Source organism: Actinomadura sp. NPDC049382 (assembly GCF_040677125.1).
GTDB classification, from domain to species: Bacteria; Actinomycetota; Actinomycetes; order Streptosporangiales; family Streptosporangiaceae; genus Spirillospora; species Spirillospora geliboluensis.
On sequence record NZ_JBFARO010000017.1, the window covers coordinates 49,095 to 64,969 of the forward strand.

Sequence of the window (15,875 nt, forward strand, 5' to 3'; positions counted from 1 at the left end):
CCCAACCCACTCCAACCCGGAAGGCACAGCCATGACCGAACCCACGGACGACGGCTCGTTCCGCCCCCTCGACGCTCTGAAAAAGCTCAACACCGTGGACGACGCACGCACCACAGCGAAGCGTCTCGCCGCGTACCGCGATGAACTCCTCGAAGCCGGGTTCGACGAGGAACAGGTCCGCGACATGGTCCAGACTGCCGCGCCCCTCCCGGACGACCTCGTCATCCAAGCCGACCTGGACAACGAGCCCTCGGCTGTAGGCGAGGTGGTCATCCGGTTCGTGCCTGAGATCGACACCGAGGAGATCGAGCGGGCCGCGAAGCGAGCCCACGCATCTGCGTCCAAGGCGATGGGGCAGCGGTGAGCGACAACATGCCTGCGGACCCGGTCACGGAACTCGCTGCGAGCGCCGCGCAGCTGCATGAGGCGTACGAGTCGTTCGTCGCTGCCGGGTTCACCGAGCAGCAGGCGATGCAGATGGTGTGCGCCATCATCACCGGCTCCCAGGGGAGCGGGTCGTGAACGGCTGGAGCAAGAGCAACCCGCTCACCACGCGCGTCCTCCCCGGCGTCTGGTGTGCCCGTGCGGCTGCTGTCGCTGCGGAACTCCTCGACCGCCCCCTCGACGATGTCGTTGAGGAGTTCGGCGAGACAGTCCTGATCCGCCAGACACTCAACGGCTTCGAGTTCCGCCGGATGCCTCCCGCGCCGGACTCCCCGGAGACCCGCGCCAAGGTCACCGAGATCATCGCCAAGGCCAGACGCAAGCAGGCCGAAGCGGTCCTGGGCAGGATGCGGCGCGGCGAACTCAGCAAGGCCGGCGCGCTGTCCGCGCTGCGTAGCCTCGGCTACAACAGGGCCCACGCAACGGAACTCACTCGGGCTGCCCGCCAGCACGCGAGCATCAACGTCAGCCCGGCACAGACGCAGCCAGCCTCCCTGGCGGACATCCTCAACGCGGTGGACTGGCAGCGCATCAACGCAGGGTTCAGGTACGCGCTGCTGCACGGCGGCAACCTGCCGCCCGGCTTCATGAACGAACTCCGGCGAGGCCGCTCGTGATCCGCGCCTACATCCGCGAAGACCTCCCCGGCATGTTCCTGGAGATCGCCCTCATCCAGGTAGCGGACGACGTGTCCCGCCGAATCCTCCGGGTGGTGGACGGCAGCGCCGGCGTGTACCGCTGGGAGGATCTGCCGGACGAGCCGCCCCGCGACCTCGCGCCGACGCTCCAACTCGGCGACAGTGAGGCACGCGCCCTGCTGGAAGCCCTCGCCCGCCACTACGGCGGAGCGTCCGACACACGAACGCTCCGCGCCGACCTCGACTACGAACGCCGCCGCGTGGACGAACTGATCGCGGTCATGGGTGCTGTCATCACCAGCGGCATGCGTCGACCGCCGCGCCGTCCTCCCGAGGAACTGATACGGAAGCTGACGGAGGACCGGTCGTGACCCGTTACTTCTACGACACGGAGTTTCTGGAGAACGGCGAGACCATCGAGCTGATCTCCATCGGGATCGTCTGCGAGGACGGCCGCGAGTACTACGCCGTCAACTCCGACATGCCCGTGGAGAAGATCCTCCGCAACCGCTGGCTGAAGCAGAACGTGTGGCCGCACCTCCCACTGCGCGGCTACAAGCCGTCCCCGCAGATCAACGCAGCTCAGGTCAGCGACGGGTGTCTCGACACCGACGACACCCGCGTGAAACCCAAGTGGGTCATCCGCAACGAGGTCCGCGAGTTCCTCCTCGCCGCCCCGAACGTCGAACTGTGGGCCGACTACGCCGCCTACGACCACGTGGTCCTCTGCCAACTCTGGGGCCCGATGGTGCGGCTCCCGGAGGGCCTGCCGATGTTCACCAACGACATTCAGCAGGAAGCCGCCCGCCTCGGCCTCTCCGACTTGGACCTGCCACGCCAGGACGAAGGGCTCCACAACGCGCTCGCGGACGCGAGGGCAACGCGGGACCGCTTCGGGTTCCTTGCCGCCCGGCAGGAGGCCAATGAGCCTCACTGAGCGGCTCCTGCGCCGTATCGCTGACCGGCCGAGACGGGTACCGGACTACGCCACCATCGGCCGCATCGAACGGGGCCTGGACGCGGAACGCAGAGCCGAGGAACGCGAAGCCGCCCGCCGGACCGCAGCCGATGCGTGCGCCCGCGAAGGCCACCTCGAACCGACAGACGACGGCGAAGAACTCCACGTGTGGGGCTCTCCTACGCCGATCCGCCTGCTGCCGGGCTGCCCACGCTGCGGAGCCCCGGTCGAGGACGTGACGGCCGACGAGATCGACGCAGCCGTGAAGCTCCGCTCGGCGGGACTGCTGTGACCGCCCAGGACGACGACTTCGCCAGCCTCCAGTCCGACCTCCACGGCGCGATCTCCAAGGCCGTCAGCGACCACGAGGGCACTGCCACGTACGTGAACCGCTTCGTTGTCCTCGCCGAGATCGTTGACGGCGACGGTGAACGCGCCCTCGTGCAGGTCTCTGCTGACGGCATGATGCGCTGGGACACTCTCGGTCTGTTGGAGCATGCCCGGTCAGTCGAGTGGGCCACCCACGAGGCAGGGGAGCAGTGATCGCAGTGGGTGACACTCCGATGCAGCCGGGCAGGTACTACAAGATCGGCAACCTCCGCTTCGAGCACCAGACGAACGGACGATGGGGCGTTAGCAACGGGATGATCGGCGTGTGTAACTACCGCACGCCTCTCGGCGCATGGTTCGGCCTACGCCGCTTTGCTCGCCGCGGCGACTACGGGCCGCCGCAATGACCCGCGTCCTCGTCGGCATCCCGTGGCGCGAGCAGCCTCACCGTGTCTACGCCCACGACCTCACGGTCCGCCGGTACCGGGATCTCCTCCCGGACGCCGACGTGGTGGACGTCGACACCGACCACGCCACGTTCTGTCTCGCCGCGTGCCGCAACAAGGCGGTCCGGCTCGCTGAGGCCGGCGGCTACGACGTCGCGGTCCTCGCCGACGCTGACACCCTCCCCGAGCGTGGCCCGCTCCTCGAAGCGATCGAGCAGGCCCGCTACTCCCGCTTCGTCCACCTGCCCTACGACCAGTACCGCTCCCTCCGAGTGGACGGCACCCGCCAATTCCAGACAGGCACCCCACTCGAACGGTGTAACCACCTCGTCGTGGACGGCGCCTGCTCGGGCGTGTACGTCACCACACCAGCCACCTGGTGGGCGCATGGCGGGCAGGATGAGACGTTCCTCGGCTGGGGTTTCGAGGACGCAGCATGGATGGCTGCGCACAAGACGCTTCTGGGCGCCGAGCCGGTCCGCCACATGGGCAGCGTGTACGCGCTCCACCATGAGAGCGCGGTCAAGAAAGGCCCGCAGTACGAGGCGAACGCGGCACGCTGCTACCGGTACCTCCAGGCCGAGGGTGCCCCGGACGCTATGCGAGCACTGACCCAGGAACGAGAAGCGGCGAGGCTCACCTAGCCTCGCCATTCCCAGCCCTGCCCCGCCTAGCCACGCCGAGCCTAGCCCGGTCGAAGACAGCGTATCGGCTGCGACCGACCCGCGACCGTCGAGTGCGACCTGCGCAAACTCGGCACTCGAACTCGCCAGTAACAAACGGCAGGTGATCCCGTGGCTGACCTCCCGCTCGATGAACGCCTCAACAGCATCGCCGACACTGTCGCCGAGACGGTGGACGACGAAGCCGCCGCCGGCGCCATCATCGAAGCGCTCACGGCAGCTGCCGACGCCTACCAGGCTGGCGACATCGAGACCGCCCACGCCCAGATGCACGACGCCCTGGAGATCGTCGCTGAGCTCGCCGAAGCAGCGGGCGGTGACACCAAGCCGCCGCTCGAAGCGATCGCTAAGGACATCGCCGCGTGCATGGAGGAGACCGCTGGTGTCCTCCTCGGCAACCACATCCAGGACCGGCTGGACTGACCGCCATGCCGAACGGGCAGTGGAAGAGTTCGGACCGGGCCGACCGTCTTCCACCTGACTGGCAGGCCCGCCGCGCCGAGGTGTTCCGCATCCACGGCGACATCTGCCACGTGTGCGGTCTGCCAGGCGCGGACGAGATCGACCACGTGATCGCAGGCGACGACCACCGCATCGAGGCCCTCAGGCCGATCCACGGCCGCCGCACCCCGCAGCGCTGCCACGTGTACAAGTCGTCTGCGGAGGGCGGCCGGGCAGCACAGGCACGCAAGCCGAAGCGGCAGCGTCCACCCGAGCCGCACCCAGGACTCATCACCGGCAACCGCAAGAGGAAGTGACGAACACCGCTTCGAGGGAATGACCTTCGAACGGAGGTGCGAACACGATGGCCACACGACGCACGACCGGAGGCCGCGCGAACCGCGGCAACGCCGAGACCCTTAGACGCTACTGGTCCAAGGGTGGTGAAGGCGGAGCCAAGATCCGCTGGGGAACTCCGGGGGACTGGACAAGGTGCAACCGCCTGCTCAGTCGTTACCTCGGCAGCCGAGCCAAGGGGTACTGCCAGCTCCTGCATCGCCGTAACACGGGTGTCTTCACGGGAAGCCGAGCCAACCCAGGTCGACGTAAGCGCTGACCGCCAACCCGACCAGCCCACCGTTAGGCAGGGGCAAGGTGGTACACGCCAGCGGCCGGCGACCGGCAGCGCCCCACCGTCCACACGGGGATGGCTGCGCGTCCGGTCGCGGCTGGGTTCGGGTGATCATCCGGTTCGACTGTGCACTTTCAGTGAGGTTGAACGTTTGCACAGCTCAGACGCTTGATCGGGTTCATTAGCGCAGGTCAGAGCGTGATCGTCAAGTCAAGATCAGCATCACCCAGAGTAATTCGGACATAGGGGACATATCCCCATGATCATCTAATTGGGAACCGGCCGCGTATAGCACCCCAGGTCCCGCCTGGGTTTCAGGGCCCGCCAGGCATGATCACGAACGACCCTCTCAAGATCGACACTACTCACCGTGACGGGCTTCCCTGGTGGTGGCCCTTGACCCTGGAGGTCGCCAGTCATGGGCGCACGAGGACCCATCGGTAAGCGCTCCGAGGAGCTCATGGGCCACCGTTCCAAGGAGGAGAAGGACGCGGTAACCAAGGCGCCGGGTGCGCTTGAGGTGCCGGTCCCGGATCCGGATGACCTGTGGCACCCGATCGCGAAGCGCTGGTACGAGGCACTAGCCGCGTCGGGGCAATCCCGGTTCTATGAGCCGTCGGATTGGGCGGCTGCGCAGTATGCGGCGGAGGCGATGTCGCGGAACCTGAACGCCGGCCAGCGGTTCTCCGCGCAGCTGTTCACGGCGATCTGGTCGGCGATGAACGACCTCCTCACCACTGAGGGGGATCGGCGCCGGGTGCGGATGGAGTTGCAGCGCCCGACCGCGGGCGAGGCTGATGAGGGTGTGACGGTGCTGGACGATTACCGCGCCGCGCTCGGTGGTTGAGTCGTCGTTCTCGTTCGACCCGGTCCGGATCGGCCCGTCCTGGCAGCGCAACGAGCAGGGTGGTTGGCTGCTGCCGAAGCTGACGCTCGGCTGGCATGCGCTGGCGTGGACGAAGCTGTACTTGCAGCACAGTCAAGACCGGCCGTGGCGGTACACGGCGGAGCAGGCGCGGCTGACTCTGTGGTGGTACGCGGTCGACGAGAATCTGGAGTGGCTGTTCGACCAGGGCGTGTTGCAGCGCCTGAAGGGCTGGGGGAAGGACCCGGTCGGCGCGACGTGGTCGGCGATCGAACTGGTGGGGCCGTCGCGTCCTTCGGGTGAGTTCGCCCGTGAGGGGAACGCGCTGGGGATCCCGGCCGGGCAGCCTCTCGGGCAGCCGCACCCGGATGCGTGGGTTCAGATCGCCGCGGTCAGCCAGACGCAGACGAAGAACACGATGCGGCTGTTCCCTGGCCTGTTCACCAAGCGGGCCAAGGAGGAGTTCCAGCTCGACATCGGCAAGGAGCTCATCTACGCGCACAAGGGCGCGCAGATGATCGAGGCGGTGACGTCGTCGCCGGCGACGCTTGAGGGCGCCCGTGCCACGTTCGTGCTGAAGAACGAGCCGCACCACTGGACGAGCTCGAACGCCGGCCACGACATGGCGGATGTGATCGACCGGAACGCAACCAAGTCGTCGGACGGCGCGGCCCGGTACCTGTCGATCACGAACGCCTATGAGCCCGGCGAGAACTCGGTCGCGGAGCAGGAACGCGAAGCGTACGAACTGATGGAGGCGGGCAAGTCCTCCGCGTCCCGGATCATGTACGACTCGTTGGAGGCCCCGCCGGACGCGCCGCTGTCCGAGGAGGCTGCTCCGGCGGTGGTGGAGGCGATCCGCGGGGATTCGACGTGGCTCGACATCGACCGGATCGTCCGGTCGATCCTTGACCCGAAGAACCCTCCGAGCCGGTCTCGTCGGTTCTGGTACAACCAGATCGTCGCGGCGGAGGACGCGTGGCTGGCGCCGTACCAGTGGGACGCGTGCAAACGCGGGGACCTTCAAGTCGGCGAGGGCGAAGAGATCGTCGCGTTCTTCGACGGCTCCAAGTCCGATGACGCGACCGGCCTGGTGGGCTGCCGCGTCAGCGACGGGCACGTGTTCCAGATCGGCGTGTGGCAGCGCCCGCCAGGGCTCGACACCAAAGCGGTGTGGAATGTGCCGCGGCATGCGGTGGACGCTGCGGTCGACGACATGTTCGCCCGGTACAAGGTGTTGGCGTTCTTCGCCGATCCCGGTTCGGGCAACGACGACGAGGGCGAACGGTACTGGGACCGCTACATCGACGGGTGGGCGGAGCGGTACGGCAAACGGCTGTTGCTGCGCGCGACGAAGGCGGGCACGAACGTGCACGCGGTGATGTGGGACATGAGGTCCCCCTCGCGGCAGGAGTTGTTCACCGCGGCGTGTGAGCGGGTCCACGCCGATGTGGTGGAGCGGCAACTGACCCACGATGGCGCCAAAATGCTCCGCCAGCACGTGGTGAACGCGCGGCGCCGCACGAACCCGTGGGGCATCACGATCGGCAAGGAGCACCGCGAGTCCGCCCGGAAGATCGACCTTGCGGTGTGCGCAGTCGGTGCCCGCATGGTCCGCCGGATGCTGCTGAACAGCCACGAGTGGCAGAAGAAGCGCAAGTCCGCCGGTAAGGGGAGGGTGGTTGTGCTGCGATGACGGTCACCGTCCCGGAACTGCCGCTGCTGGATCTCTCGGATGACGAGTCCGACCTGATCGACATGCACCGTGCCGAACTGGTGTCGGCGCGGTTCCCGCTGGAACTGCGGGACTGCTACTACAACGGTGAGCAGGTCATCCGCGACCTGAAGATCTCGATCCCGCCGCAGTTGCAGGGCCTTCACACGGTGATCGGGTGGCCGCAGATCGGTGTGGACGCGCTCGAGCAGCGCCTCGACATTGAGGCGTGGCGGTACGCGGGTGCTCCGGAAGCGTCCGGTGAGCTTGAAGAGATCGTGGAGGCGAACGGTCTCCTCACCGAGTCGCAGCTAGCGCACCTGGATTCGTTCATCTACGGCCGGTCGTATGCGGCCGGCGGGTCCGCTGAGGACGCAGATGCGCCACCGGTCATCACGATCGAGTCGCCGTTGGACATGACGGTCGACTATGACGCTCGGCTGCGGATGGTGCGGTCGGCGCTGCGTCTGTACAAGGAGGGCACTGAGCAGGCTGCGGTGCTGTACCTGCCGGACCAGACGATCTACGTGCAGCAGTCCGACAGTGGCGGCTGGGAGGTCACCGACCGGGACATGCATGGTCTCGGTGTGGTGCCGGTGGTGCGGTTCTCGAACCGGCAGCGGTCCGCGGAGCGGGTCGGGAAGTCGGAGATCAACTCTGCGGTGATGGGGATCACCGATGCGGCGTGCCGCACGCTGCTCGGCATGGAGGTCGCCCGGGAGTTCTACGGGGCGCCGCAACGCTACATCCTCGGTGCGTCGGAGTCGGCGTTCCAGGACGCGGAGGGCAACGCCAAGTCGGCGTGGGAGACCTACATCGGTCGGGTCCTGGCGCTCGAACGGGACGAGGACGGTGAGATCCCGCAGGTCGGGACGTTCGCGGCCTACGACCCGTCCGCCTACACGAAGATCGTTGACCTGTATGCGCGGATCATGGCGACCCAGTTGGGCCTGCCGCCGCACTACCTCGGCTACACCACCGACAACCCCGCCTCAGCGGATGCGATCCGGTCGACGGAGGCGCAGCTGGTGAAGCGCGCCGAGAGGAAGCAGTCGATGCTGTCGGCGCCGTGGGCGCAGGTGCTGCGGCTGGCGCTGCTGATCTGGCACGGCGACGTCCCGGAACGTGCCCGGAAGATCGAGACGGTGTGGCGGAACCCGGCCACGCCGACGATGGCCGCGCAGACCGACGCGGCGGTGAAGCTCGTCTCCGCTGGGATCATCCCGGCGGACTCCGAGGTCGCGCTGGAGATGGTGGGACTGTCCGAGGCGCAGCGGCAGCGGGTCCGCGCGGACCGCCGACGCTCGCAGGCACGTGCGGCTCTCGCTGCGCTGGGGGACCGTGCTGCTGGCGCGGTGAACGATGGCAGCGCTCGAATCAGCGCGTGAGCAGCAGGCCGCACAGCGCGGCCTCGTCGCGTTGATGCTCCAAGACCTCGCCGGTACATGGTCATCGCTGAACCCCGGCCGCCTCGGGCAGACACTCCCGAAGTGGATCGCGGCGGTCGCGGCGATCCTCGACCGGTACGGCGACGCCGCGGGCGCGCTCGGCTTGGACTACTACGAGGCGGAGCGGGACGCTGCCAGGGTCGCGGGTAGGGCTCCGACGCCGGAGATTCGGACACCGGAGCGGGCGCAGGTGGAGTCGTCGCTGCGGTGGGCGACCAAGGGCCTGTGGGACGACCACGTCCTTGAACCGGACCCGGAGTTCGACCGGCTGTGGCAGCAGATCCTTGATGAGGAAGCCGCCGCGGATCTCGCCGGTCTGGATGAGGAAGACCTCGCTGACATCGGCGACGACCTGCTCGACCAGCCAGACGAGCCCGCTGAGCCTGCCGTGCAGCGTTTGTCGCCGGCGGCGGACCGGCTCGCGAAGGCCCGCACGCAGGTCGACGGTGTTGCGACCCGCCTGGTGACTGATGTGGGGCGCGGTGCGGTCCTGGACGCTGTCGCTGAGGACCGCAAGGCGGTGGGGGTTGCGCGGGTCGCCGCACCGAACGCGTGTGCGTTCTGCCGAACGATGACCCTGCGCGGTGCGGTGTACAAGAACGAGCAGACCGCCGGGCGCCGCGCCAACGCCAAGTTCACCGAAGGTTCGGGCGAGTTCAAGTACCACAACCATTGCCGGTGCTGGACGGCTCCGCTCTTCGAGGGCGAGGAGTGGGAGCCGCAGCCTGAGGTGGCGAAGTGGCAGGAGCAGTACGACCGGGCCAAGGCCATGCGCGGTGACACGCTCAAGAACTTCTACCGCATCCTACGGGCCGGTGAATGAGCCGCCGGGTGGTGCTGGCGACTGACGCCGACACGGCGAAGTCCCGTGCCGAGGCTGATGACTGGCCCGCCTGGACGGTGGGTGTGATCGACCGGTGGTGGGACCGCTACCGGCCCTCGACTTCCCGCCTGGAGCGGGAGCTTTCCCTGACCCAACCCCTGGAGGGTTCTTAACCCATGCCCGACGACAACGAGCAGAGCAGCACCGAAGCCGCCACGACGGCGACCGTGGACGACACGCCGACGCGCACCAGCGAGGACACCGACACCGGTACGCAGCCGGCGGAGGAGACCCAGACCGGTGACGTGACGCCCCAGGAGGGCGAGTCGGACGAGGAGCCGTTCGACGCCGCACGCGCACAGGCGAAGATCCGCAAGGTCAACCAGGAGGCCGCGAGCCTCCGGAAGCGGCTGAAGGAACTCGAACCGCTCGCCGCGAAGGCCAAGCAGATCGAGGACGCGGAGCGGACCGAGGTCGAGCGTCTTCAGTCCCGTCTCACCGAGCGGGAGCAGGAGATCACCAAGCTTCGGAAGCGGACGGTCAAGAGCGAGGTGCGTGCCCTGGCGGCTTCGACCTTCGCGGACGCGACCGACCCGGAAGCGCACCTCGACCTGGACGGCTACGTCGGCGACGACGGCGAGATCGACACCGACCAGATCAAGTCGGACCTGGCGGATCTGCTCGAACGCAAGCCGCACCTCGGGAAGCCGAAGCCGGCCGAGCCGGAGGCGGACCGGAAGCGCCGCCCTGCCCCGGACCGGACGCAGGCGTCGGGCGCCAACCAGACCAGAGCCAAGGACCCCGCGGACGAGTTCGCGGGTTTCGTCAACTCGCGGCTCCTGAAGGGCCGCTGAGAAAGGGGGACCGGTGGCTACCACCGACCCGATTCTGCTGTCGGACATCAACAGCAACCTTCTCCCGCGTACCCTCGCGGGCCCGATCTTCGAGAAGTCGGTGGAGCAGTCGGCGGTCATGTCGCTGGCTCAGCGTGCGCCGCTGTCGATCGACGCGAACACCTCCATCCCGATCCCGCTGGACGTCCCGACCGCCGACTGGGTCGGTCAGGGCGCCCGCAAGCCGCTGTCCAGTGGCGGGATCGACGTCAAGCAGATGACCCCGAAGAAGATCGCCGTCCTGGTGCCGGTCGCGGAAGAGGTCGTCCGGACCAACGCCGCGGGGCTGTGGACGCAGCTGCAGCGGGACCTCCCGACCGCGTTCGCGCGGGCGTTCGACCACGCGTGCATCCACGGCAAGACGATGAAGGGCGCCGCCGGCCCCTTCACCGACTACCTCGCGTCCACCCCCAACACCGTCGCGCTCGGCACCACCGCGCAGTCGGAGGGCGGCCTGTGGGCGGACCTGGTCAAGGGGATGGACAAGGTCGTGGACGACGACTGGGACTTCACCGGCACCGTCGCCGACCCCCGCCTGAAGCCGAAGCTGCTGCTCGCGACCGACACGACCGGCCGGCCGATCCTGGTCGACACGACCACCCCCGGCACGAACATGGCCGCCGCCGGCACCCTCATCGGTGAGCCGCTCGCCTACTCCCGAGGCGTGTCCGGGAAGCAGCGCCGCCAGTCCACCAGCAGCGACACGGGGCTGCGCGCGGTCGGCGGCGACTGGTCCCAGGCCGCGTACGGTGTCGGGATGGACATCACCGTCCGCGTGTCGTCCGAGGCGACGTACGTGGACGAGGAGGGCGGTGTCCACTCCGCGTTCCAGGAGAACCTGGTCCTGCTCTTGGCCGAGGCTTTCTACGGCTTCGTGATGGGCGACCCGACCGCGTTCGTCACCTACACCGGCACGCCGAGCGGGTCGTGACCGGGCCCGACAGCGCCGCGCAGCCGAGCCCCCGGAAGACCCCCCAGCGCAAGACCCGGCCGAGAACCGCCAAGAAGACGGCCACCGCCGTGCGGGACCAGGAGTCCACGCCGGCGGTTTCTGTTTTCGAGGGCCTCGGCCGGGCTCCGGTTCCGCTGCGTGTCGTGGCGCGGCTGGGCTACTACCCGCCGCGGCACAACGCCGGGTCGGAGTGGATGGCCCACAACCTGCTGCGCGCCCTGGTGGCGCGCGGCCACACCGTGGAGGTGTGGCTGTCGCGGTACTCGGCGGACCGGGAACCGTACGAGGTCGACGGGGTCCGGATCGTGCCGTACGCGGCGAGGCTGGACTACGGTGCGGCGGCGTGGCGCGCGGACGTGATGGTGTCGCATCACGAGAACGTCCCGTCCGCGGGTGCGCTGGCGCGGGGGATGGGCCGCCCGTTCGTGGTGATCTGCCACAACACCGCACCAGTGATCTTCCGGAACATCGGGCGCGGGTCGACGGCGCTGGCGGTGTACAACAGCCTGCACATGCAGGCTGAGGCGGAGGCGTTCTTCTGCGAGTACACGACCGCTCTGCGGCCGGCCGCGTCGATTGTGGTTCGGCCCCCGGTGGTCGCCGCGGACTACGCCACCGCTCCGGGTGACCGGGTGACGCTGGTCAATCTCAACGCCGACAAGGGCGGTGAGGTGTTCTGGCAGCTCGCCGAGCGCATGCCGCACGTGAAGTTCCTCGGGGTGCGGGGCGCGTACGGGCAGCAGATCGAACGCCGCGGCGGCCTCCCGAACGTCGAGGTCATCGACCAGGTGCCGGGCGACCGGATGCGGGACGAGGTGTACGCCCGCACCCGCGTCCTGCTGACGCCGAGCGCCCACGAGTCGTGGGGCCGGGTCGCCGCGGAGGCGATGGCGTCCGGGATCCCGGTCGTGGCCGCACCGACCCCGGGCCTGTCGGAGTGCCTCGCCGAGGCGGGGATTTTCGCCGACCGCGCTGATCTGGACGCGTGGCAGTCCACGGTGGAGCGGCTGCTGGACCCGGCTGTCTGGGCGGAGGCGTCCGAGCGTGCCCTGGCGCGGTCGAAGGGCCTGGACCCGGCGGCGGATCTCGCTGCGTGGTGCGAGGCCGTGGAGGCGCTCCACCGGAGGGGGTGATCGCTATGGCGGTCACTGTCACCGCCGAAGAGCTCTGTATCTACCTGGGGCTCGACACGATCGACGAGGCCCGCGCCGACCTGATGATCTCCCAGGCGATCGCGCTCGCCGAATCCGTCGTGAAGCCGCTCCCGGATGCCGCGTCCGCGGTCGTCCTTGCGATGGCGGGACGGGCGTACGCGAACCCGCAGGGGATCGCGTACGAGACGGTCGGGCCGATCAGTGTGCAGCGCCCCCAGGCGGGCCTGTACATGACCAAGGATGAGCGCCGCACCCTGAAACGGCTCGCTGGCCGCGGTGGCGCGTTCACGGTGGACCCGACCCCGGCTGACGCGGACCCGGAGGCGACCTGGCCGATCGACCGGGACTTCGACGACGATCCCCGCGGGATCTGGGTCGACCTCGAAGCGGGGTGGTGACCGGTGCCGCCGCCGTACCCGGCAGGGGAGACCATCACGATTCTCCGGCCCGGGGCGCCGACGCAGGACGAGTACGGCAATGACGTGCCCGGCCCGGACGTGCCGACCCCGGTGGACGGCTGCGCGGTGTGGCCCCGCACCTCCTCAGAGGACGACCAGGCCCGCGCGCAGGTCACCGAGGGTCTGAACGCGGTCGCACCTTACGGCACCGACATCCGGCCTCACGACCGGGTGAAGGTCGGTGACCGGATCTACGAGGTCGACGGTGACCCGGGCGAGTGGCGGTCCCCGCTGACCGGGACGAAGGCCGGCGTGCAGATCGCCCTGACCCGCGTCACCGGCTGACCCCTGGTTGGAGGCCATTCCTGATGTCTGTGCAACCGCCACCGGAACCGGAGCAGCCGGGGCCCGTGCAGGGCTGGGTGGGGTCACCGCCGATGGTGGTGCTCCGCCCCGGCGACAAGGTCCTGATCGCCCTGACCGATGACCCGCCTGGTGAGGAGATCACCGAGTTCACCGCGCAGTTGCGGCGGTCGTTCCCGACCGTGTCGTTCACCGTCATCGGCGGGATCGCAGGAATCGGCGTGCAGGCGGGAGGCGATCATGGCTAGAGCACGCGGAACCCGTTTCCGTGCCTCCTACAGCGGGATCGGCAAGATGATCCGGTCCCCGGAGATGCGGGCGGAGATGCGGCGCCGGGCCGAGAAGGTCAAGCGTGCGGCTGAGGCGACCGCGCCGGTCGACTCCGGCGAGTACAAGACCAGTTTCCGGGTGACGTCTGGTGCCCGCGGCGGCTTCAAGAAGGACCGCGCGTACGGGCGGGTCACCAACACCGCGCCGGACGCCTTCTATGTGGAGTACGGGACGTCGAAGACCCCTGCGCATCACACGCTCCGCCGGGCGCTCGACGCCGCCGAGGACTGACCGGTGGCCTACCCCGACATTGAGCAGCTGCTCGTGGCGTTCTACAAGGCTGAGACCGGTCGACGTGCCGTCACTGACCTGCCCGCCGATGTTGAGGGCATCGTCCCGGTGATCCAGGTCGGGCGGGTGCCGTCCGGCGCCGGGTACCGGCTGGACCGGCCTCTGGTGGACGTGTCGGTGTGGACGCTGAAGACGCAACGGTCGGCGTGCTCGGCCCTCGCGCAGCAACTCGTTGATCTCACCACCCGGGACCTGATCGGCCGGCCCCTTCCACAGGGAGTGGTGACGGCCGCGTCAATCGATGTCGCCCCGCACCACGTCAGTGACCCGAACCCGAATTTGTGCCGCTACCTGGCCACCTACCGGCTGGCCGCGCACACCTGACCTGCAGCACCAGCGAACCCACTCCACGCAACCGCAAACCCCTGGCCCCGCGCATGCCGTGGGGCCTTTCGCATGGGAGGGGCCCTGATGCCCACGATCGAACGGTCCGACGACCTGGCAATGGTCGGTATCAACGGCGGTGCGTGGACCGTCGACATGGGTGCCGCGACACCGACCGCCCCCACCGGGTTTACGGCGCTCGCGGCGCCGTGGCTGCCCGTCGGGATGATCTCCGAGGACGGCCTGACGTACGCGATCGACGAGGACTCCGAGGAGTTCAAGGCATGGGGTCAGACGTCCCCGTTCCGGAAGGTCGTCACCGGGTCGGTGCGGACCTTCCAACTGACCCTGTGGGAGACGGCACGCCCGCTCGTCAAGTCGCTGATGTACCGGCTCGCGCTCGCGGACGTCACCCCGGACGTGGACGGTCTCGCGACGTGGGCGGAGTCGGCCACGCCTGAGCAGGACCGCCGCGCCTGGGTGTTCGACGTGTACGACGGCGAGTCCATGCTGCGGATGTTCGCGCCGGAGGCGGAGATCTCCGAGCGCGGCGACGTCGTCTACAAGGGCGACGAGGTCACCGGCTACGAGGTCACCGTGTCGGTGTACCCGGACGCGGCCGGGAACCTGCTGTACCACACGAGCAAGATCGACCCGGCGGCGCTCACCGGAGGCGGCTCCTGACCGCCCAGCCGCGCCCGTCCGCCGGCATAGGCGCCACAGAGGTGCTGCTCCGCCGCTTCTACGGCCTCGACCTGGCCGACGTGTTCCGTCTCGGCGGTGGCCCGCACAGACTCACCCCACGCCGGGTGGGGACGCTGCTGCGTCACCTGCCCGACCTGCCCGATCAACCCACTCCACCTGAGGAGAGCCCATGACAGCAGCAGCGCGCATCATCACCGAGGACGGTGAACCGGTCGTCCACCTCGACCTGGACGCGATGGAGGACGAGGCGACCGGCGCCACGTTCACGTTCCGGGTCGGTGGGGAGGTGTTCTCGGCGATCTCCCCGGACGAGGCGGACTGGCAGGCCACCGCCGACACCGACTCGCCCGGCGGGCTCCGGGCGTTCATCCGTGAGCTGCTCGGCGAGGACGACTACGAGCGGTTCTGTGAGCACACCGTCTCCAACCGCAAGTTGAACGCGATCGTGCAGGGCGCGCAGAAGCACTACGGAGTCTCGACGGGGGAATCCAGGGCCTCGCGGAGCTCCTCGAAGAAGCGGCGCCGCAGGTAGAGGCCGACCTACAGCGCTACTACAACACCGACCTTCGGGACCTGTGGCGTCCCGGCGGTGGCACCTCCCGGCTGACGTGGCGCCGGCTGCGGAACCTGGTTCGGTTCCTGCCACCGGAGTCGGCGACGATGACGGCGCTCCGCGTCCTGCATCCCGACCAGGTCGGTGACCCGGACGCGGACCCCGCCGAGGGGCAGTGGTCCCAGCTTGAACTGCTGGTGGCGATGCTCCTTGACGAGACCCGCTTCGCCCGCTGGGAGGCGGCGGTGTCGCGCCTGAAGAAGGGCGACAAGAAGCCCAAGCAGCCCGAGCCGACACCGCGGCCCGGCGTGGAGCGGAAACACCGCCGTCCTGCGATGCCCCCGGAGCTCGCGGAGTGGCTCATCGCCCACATGAACGGCGCTACGGAGCTGGCTGCCGGTACCTGACCTGACAGGGATGGGGGTGCCGTGGCCTCCATCTCTGTCGGATCCGTCACCGTCGACGTGGTCCCGTCCGTCCGCGAATTTGCG

At 68.8% G+C, this 15,875-nt stretch carries 25 protein-coding genes; all 25 read left to right on the forward strand.

All coding sequences use genetic code 11. The features are described from left to right. Positions 1–31 precede the first annotated feature (31 nt). The 25 genes from AB0K34_RS13770 (at position 32) to AB0K34_RS13890 (ending at position 15,791) form a co-directional block, all read left to right on the forward strand. On the forward strand, positions 32–364 hold the full coding sequence (locus tag AB0K34_RS13770; RefSeq protein WP_364548275.1) for a hypothetical protein: 333 nt from the start codon (positions 32–34) through the stop codon (positions 362–364). Continuing rightward, positions 361–522 carry a hypothetical protein gene (locus tag AB0K34_RS13775; RefSeq protein ID WP_364548278.1) on the forward strand — a complete coding sequence of 54 codons (162 nt, stop codon included), beginning with the start codon at positions 361–363 and terminating at the stop codon, positions 520–522. The genes AB0K34_RS13770 and AB0K34_RS13775 overlap by 4 nt, the downstream gene beginning before the upstream one ends. Beyond that, positions 519–1,061, forward strand: coding sequence for a hypothetical protein (locus tag AB0K34_RS13780; protein WP_364548281.1), 543 nt, complete (start codon positions 519–521; stop codon positions 1,059–1,061). The genes AB0K34_RS13775 and AB0K34_RS13780 overlap by 4 nt, the downstream gene beginning before the upstream one ends. Continuing rightward, complete coding sequence (locus AB0K34_RS13785; protein ID WP_364548284.1) at positions 1,058–1,453, forward strand: hypothetical protein; 396 nt, start codon at positions 1,058–1,060, stop codon at positions 1,451–1,453. Before AB0K34_RS13780 ends, AB0K34_RS13785 begins: the two co-directional genes overlap by 4 nt. After that, positions 1,450–2,019 (forward strand): hypothetical protein, encoded by a 570-nt coding sequence (locus AB0K34_RS13790; protein WP_364548287.1) that lies wholly within the window; start codon positions 1,450–1,452, stop codon positions 2,017–2,019. The genes AB0K34_RS13785 and AB0K34_RS13790 overlap by 4 nt, the downstream gene beginning before the upstream one ends. Next, positions 2,006–2,332: a hypothetical protein gene (locus tag AB0K34_RS13795; RefSeq protein ID WP_364548290.1), complete on the forward strand. Its 327-nt coding sequence runs from the start codon at positions 2,006–2,008 to the stop codon at positions 2,330–2,332. The genes AB0K34_RS13790 and AB0K34_RS13795 overlap by 14 nt, the downstream gene beginning before the upstream one ends. Continuing rightward, positions 2,329–2,583 (forward strand): hypothetical protein, encoded by a 255-nt coding sequence (locus AB0K34_RS13800; RefSeq protein WP_364548292.1) that lies wholly within the window; start codon positions 2,329–2,331, stop codon positions 2,581–2,583. Before AB0K34_RS13795 ends, AB0K34_RS13800 begins: the two co-directional genes overlap by 4 nt. Before the next feature lie 190 nt (positions 2,584–2,773). Beyond that, positions 2,774–3,460 (forward strand): hypothetical protein, encoded by a 687-nt coding sequence (locus AB0K34_RS13805; RefSeq protein WP_364548295.1) that lies wholly within the window; start codon positions 2,774–2,776, stop codon positions 3,458–3,460. Between the two features lie 150 nt (positions 3,461–3,610). Further along, positions 3,611–3,922: a hypothetical protein gene (locus AB0K34_RS13810; protein WP_364548297.1), complete on the forward strand. Its 312-nt coding sequence runs from the start codon at positions 3,611–3,613 to the stop codon at positions 3,920–3,922. Positions 3,923–3,927: 5 nt separating this feature from the next. Then, entirely contained in the window at positions 3,928–4,257 is a 330-nt protein-coding gene (locus tag AB0K34_RS13815; RefSeq protein ID WP_364548299.1) for a hypothetical protein, read from the forward strand. Between the two features lie 774 nt (positions 4,258–5,031). Then, on the forward strand, positions 5,032–5,418 hold the full coding sequence (locus AB0K34_RS13820; RefSeq protein WP_364548302.1) for a hypothetical protein: 387 nt from the start codon (positions 5,032–5,034) through the stop codon (positions 5,416–5,418). After that, positions 5,411–7,132 carry a hypothetical protein gene (locus AB0K34_RS13825; protein WP_364548304.1) on the forward strand — a complete coding sequence of 574 codons (1,722 nt, stop codon included), beginning with the start codon at positions 5,411–5,413 and terminating at the stop codon, positions 7,130–7,132. The genes AB0K34_RS13820 and AB0K34_RS13825 overlap by 8 nt, the downstream gene beginning before the upstream one ends. Further along, on the forward strand, positions 7,129–8,538 hold the full coding sequence (locus tag AB0K34_RS13830; RefSeq protein WP_364548307.1) for a phage portal protein: 1,410 nt from the start codon (positions 7,129–7,131) through the stop codon (positions 8,536–8,538). The genes AB0K34_RS13825 and AB0K34_RS13830 overlap by 4 nt, the downstream gene beginning before the upstream one ends. After that, positions 8,513–9,421 carry a hypothetical protein gene (locus tag AB0K34_RS13835; protein ID WP_364548309.1) on the forward strand — a complete coding sequence of 303 codons (909 nt, stop codon included), beginning with the start codon at positions 8,513–8,515 and terminating at the stop codon, positions 9,419–9,421. Before AB0K34_RS13830 ends, AB0K34_RS13835 begins: the two co-directional genes overlap by 26 nt. Before the next feature lie 176 nt (positions 9,422–9,597). Then, positions 9,598–10,275 (forward strand): hypothetical protein, encoded by a 678-nt coding sequence (locus AB0K34_RS13840; RefSeq protein ID WP_364548311.1) that lies wholly within the window; start codon positions 9,598–9,600, stop codon positions 10,273–10,275. A 13-nt stretch (positions 10,276–10,288) separates the two neighbouring features. Continuing rightward, entirely contained in the window at positions 10,289–11,245 is a 957-nt protein-coding gene (locus AB0K34_RS13845; RefSeq protein ID WP_364548314.1) for a phage major capsid protein, read from the forward strand. Further along, positions 11,242–12,399, forward strand: coding sequence for a glycosyltransferase family 4 protein (locus AB0K34_RS13850; RefSeq protein ID WP_364548316.1), 1,158 nt, complete (start codon positions 11,242–11,244; stop codon positions 12,397–12,399). Before AB0K34_RS13845 ends, AB0K34_RS13850 begins: the two co-directional genes overlap by 4 nt. 5 nt (positions 12,400–12,404) lie before the next feature. After that, positions 12,405–12,818 (forward strand): hypothetical protein, encoded by a 414-nt coding sequence (locus AB0K34_RS13855; RefSeq protein WP_364548319.1) that lies wholly within the window; start codon positions 12,405–12,407, stop codon positions 12,816–12,818. A 3-nt stretch (positions 12,819–12,821) separates the two neighbouring features. Beyond that, positions 12,822–13,163, forward strand: coding sequence for a head-tail adaptor protein (locus AB0K34_RS13860; protein ID WP_364548321.1), 342 nt, complete (start codon positions 12,822–12,824; stop codon positions 13,161–13,163). Between the two features lie 23 nt (positions 13,164–13,186). Further along, a complete protein-coding gene (locus AB0K34_RS13865) occupies positions 13,187–13,429 on the forward strand; it encodes a hypothetical protein (RefSeq protein WP_364548324.1) in 243 nt (80 codons plus the stop codon). After that, positions 13,422–13,742 carry an HK97 gp10 family phage protein gene (locus AB0K34_RS13870; RefSeq protein ID WP_364548327.1) on the forward strand — a complete coding sequence of 107 codons (321 nt, stop codon included), beginning with the start codon at positions 13,422–13,424 and terminating at the stop codon, positions 13,740–13,742. Before AB0K34_RS13865 ends, AB0K34_RS13870 begins: the two co-directional genes overlap by 8 nt. Positions 13,743–13,745: 3 nt before the next feature. Continuing rightward, positions 13,746–14,126: a hypothetical protein gene (locus AB0K34_RS13875; RefSeq protein ID WP_364548330.1), complete on the forward strand. Its 381-nt coding sequence runs from the start codon at positions 13,746–13,748 to the stop codon at positions 14,124–14,126. 87 nt (positions 14,127–14,213) lie between these two features. Beyond that, complete coding sequence (locus AB0K34_RS13880) at positions 14,214–14,810, forward strand: hypothetical protein (RefSeq protein WP_364548333.1); 597 nt, start codon at positions 14,214–14,216, stop codon at positions 14,808–14,810. Positions 14,811–15,000: 190 nt separating this feature from the next. After that, positions 15,001–15,363, forward strand: coding sequence for a hypothetical protein (locus AB0K34_RS13885; protein ID WP_364548336.1), 363 nt, complete (start codon positions 15,001–15,003; stop codon positions 15,361–15,363). A gap of 128 nt (positions 15,364–15,491) precedes the next feature. Beyond that, complete coding sequence (locus AB0K34_RS13890) at positions 15,492–15,791, forward strand: hypothetical protein (RefSeq protein WP_364548338.1); 300 nt, start codon at positions 15,492–15,494, stop codon at positions 15,789–15,791. Positions 15,792–15,875 lie beyond the last annotated feature (84 nt).

What these genes read in the sequence shown, in the direction of transcription:
- AB0K34_RS13770 (WP_364548275.1), top strand. Translation starts at nt 32, where the DNA reads ATGACCGAACCCACGGACGACGGCTCGTTCCGCCCCCTCGACGCTCTG.
- AB0K34_RS13795 (WP_364548290.1), top strand. Translation starts at nt 2,006, where the DNA reads ATGAGCCTCACTGAGCGGCTCCTGCGCCGTATCGCTGACCGGCCGAGA.
- AB0K34_RS13805 (WP_364548295.1), top strand. Translation starts at nt 2,774, where the DNA reads ATGACCCGCGTCCTCGTCGGCATCCCGTGGCGCGAGCAGCCTCACCGT.
- AB0K34_RS13815 (WP_364548299.1), top strand. Translation starts at nt 3,928, where the DNA reads ATGCCGAACGGGCAGTGGAAGAGTTCGGACCGGGCCGACCGTCTTCCA.
- AB0K34_RS13820 (WP_364548302.1), top strand. Translation starts at nt 5,032, where the DNA reads ATGGGCCACCGTTCCAAGGAGGAGAAGGACGCGGTAACCAAGGCGCCG.
- AB0K34_RS13830 (WP_364548307.1), top strand. Translation starts at nt 7,129, where the DNA reads ATGACGGTCACCGTCCCGGAACTGCCGCTGCTGGATCTCTCGGATGAC.
- AB0K34_RS13835 (WP_364548309.1), top strand. Translation starts at nt 8,513, where the DNA reads ATGGCAGCGCTCGAATCAGCGCGTGAGCAGCAGGCCGCACAGCGCGGC.
- AB0K34_RS13840 (WP_364548311.1), top strand. Translation starts at nt 9,598, where the DNA reads ATGCCCGACGACAACGAGCAGAGCAGCACCGAAGCCGCCACGACGGCG.
- AB0K34_RS13855 (WP_364548319.1), top strand. Translation starts at nt 12,405, where the DNA reads ATGGCGGTCACTGTCACCGCCGAAGAGCTCTGTATCTACCTGGGGCTC.
- AB0K34_RS13865 (WP_364548324.1), top strand. Translation starts at nt 13,187, where the DNA reads ATGTCTGTGCAACCGCCACCGGAACCGGAGCAGCCGGGGCCCGTGCAG.
- AB0K34_RS13870 (WP_364548327.1), top strand. Translation starts at nt 13,422, where the DNA reads ATGGCTAGAGCACGCGGAACCCGTTTCCGTGCCTCCTACAGCGGGATC.
- AB0K34_RS13880 (WP_364548333.1), top strand. Translation starts at nt 14,214, where the DNA reads ATGCCCACGATCGAACGGTCCGACGACCTGGCAATGGTCGGTATCAAC.
- AB0K34_RS13885 (WP_364548336.1), top strand. Translation starts at nt 15,001, where the DNA reads ATGACAGCAGCAGCGCGCATCATCACCGAGGACGGTGAACCGGTCGTC.
- AB0K34_RS13890 (WP_364548338.1), top strand. Translation starts at nt 15,492, where the DNA reads ATGACGGCGCTCCGCGTCCTGCATCCCGACCAGGTCGGTGACCCGGAC.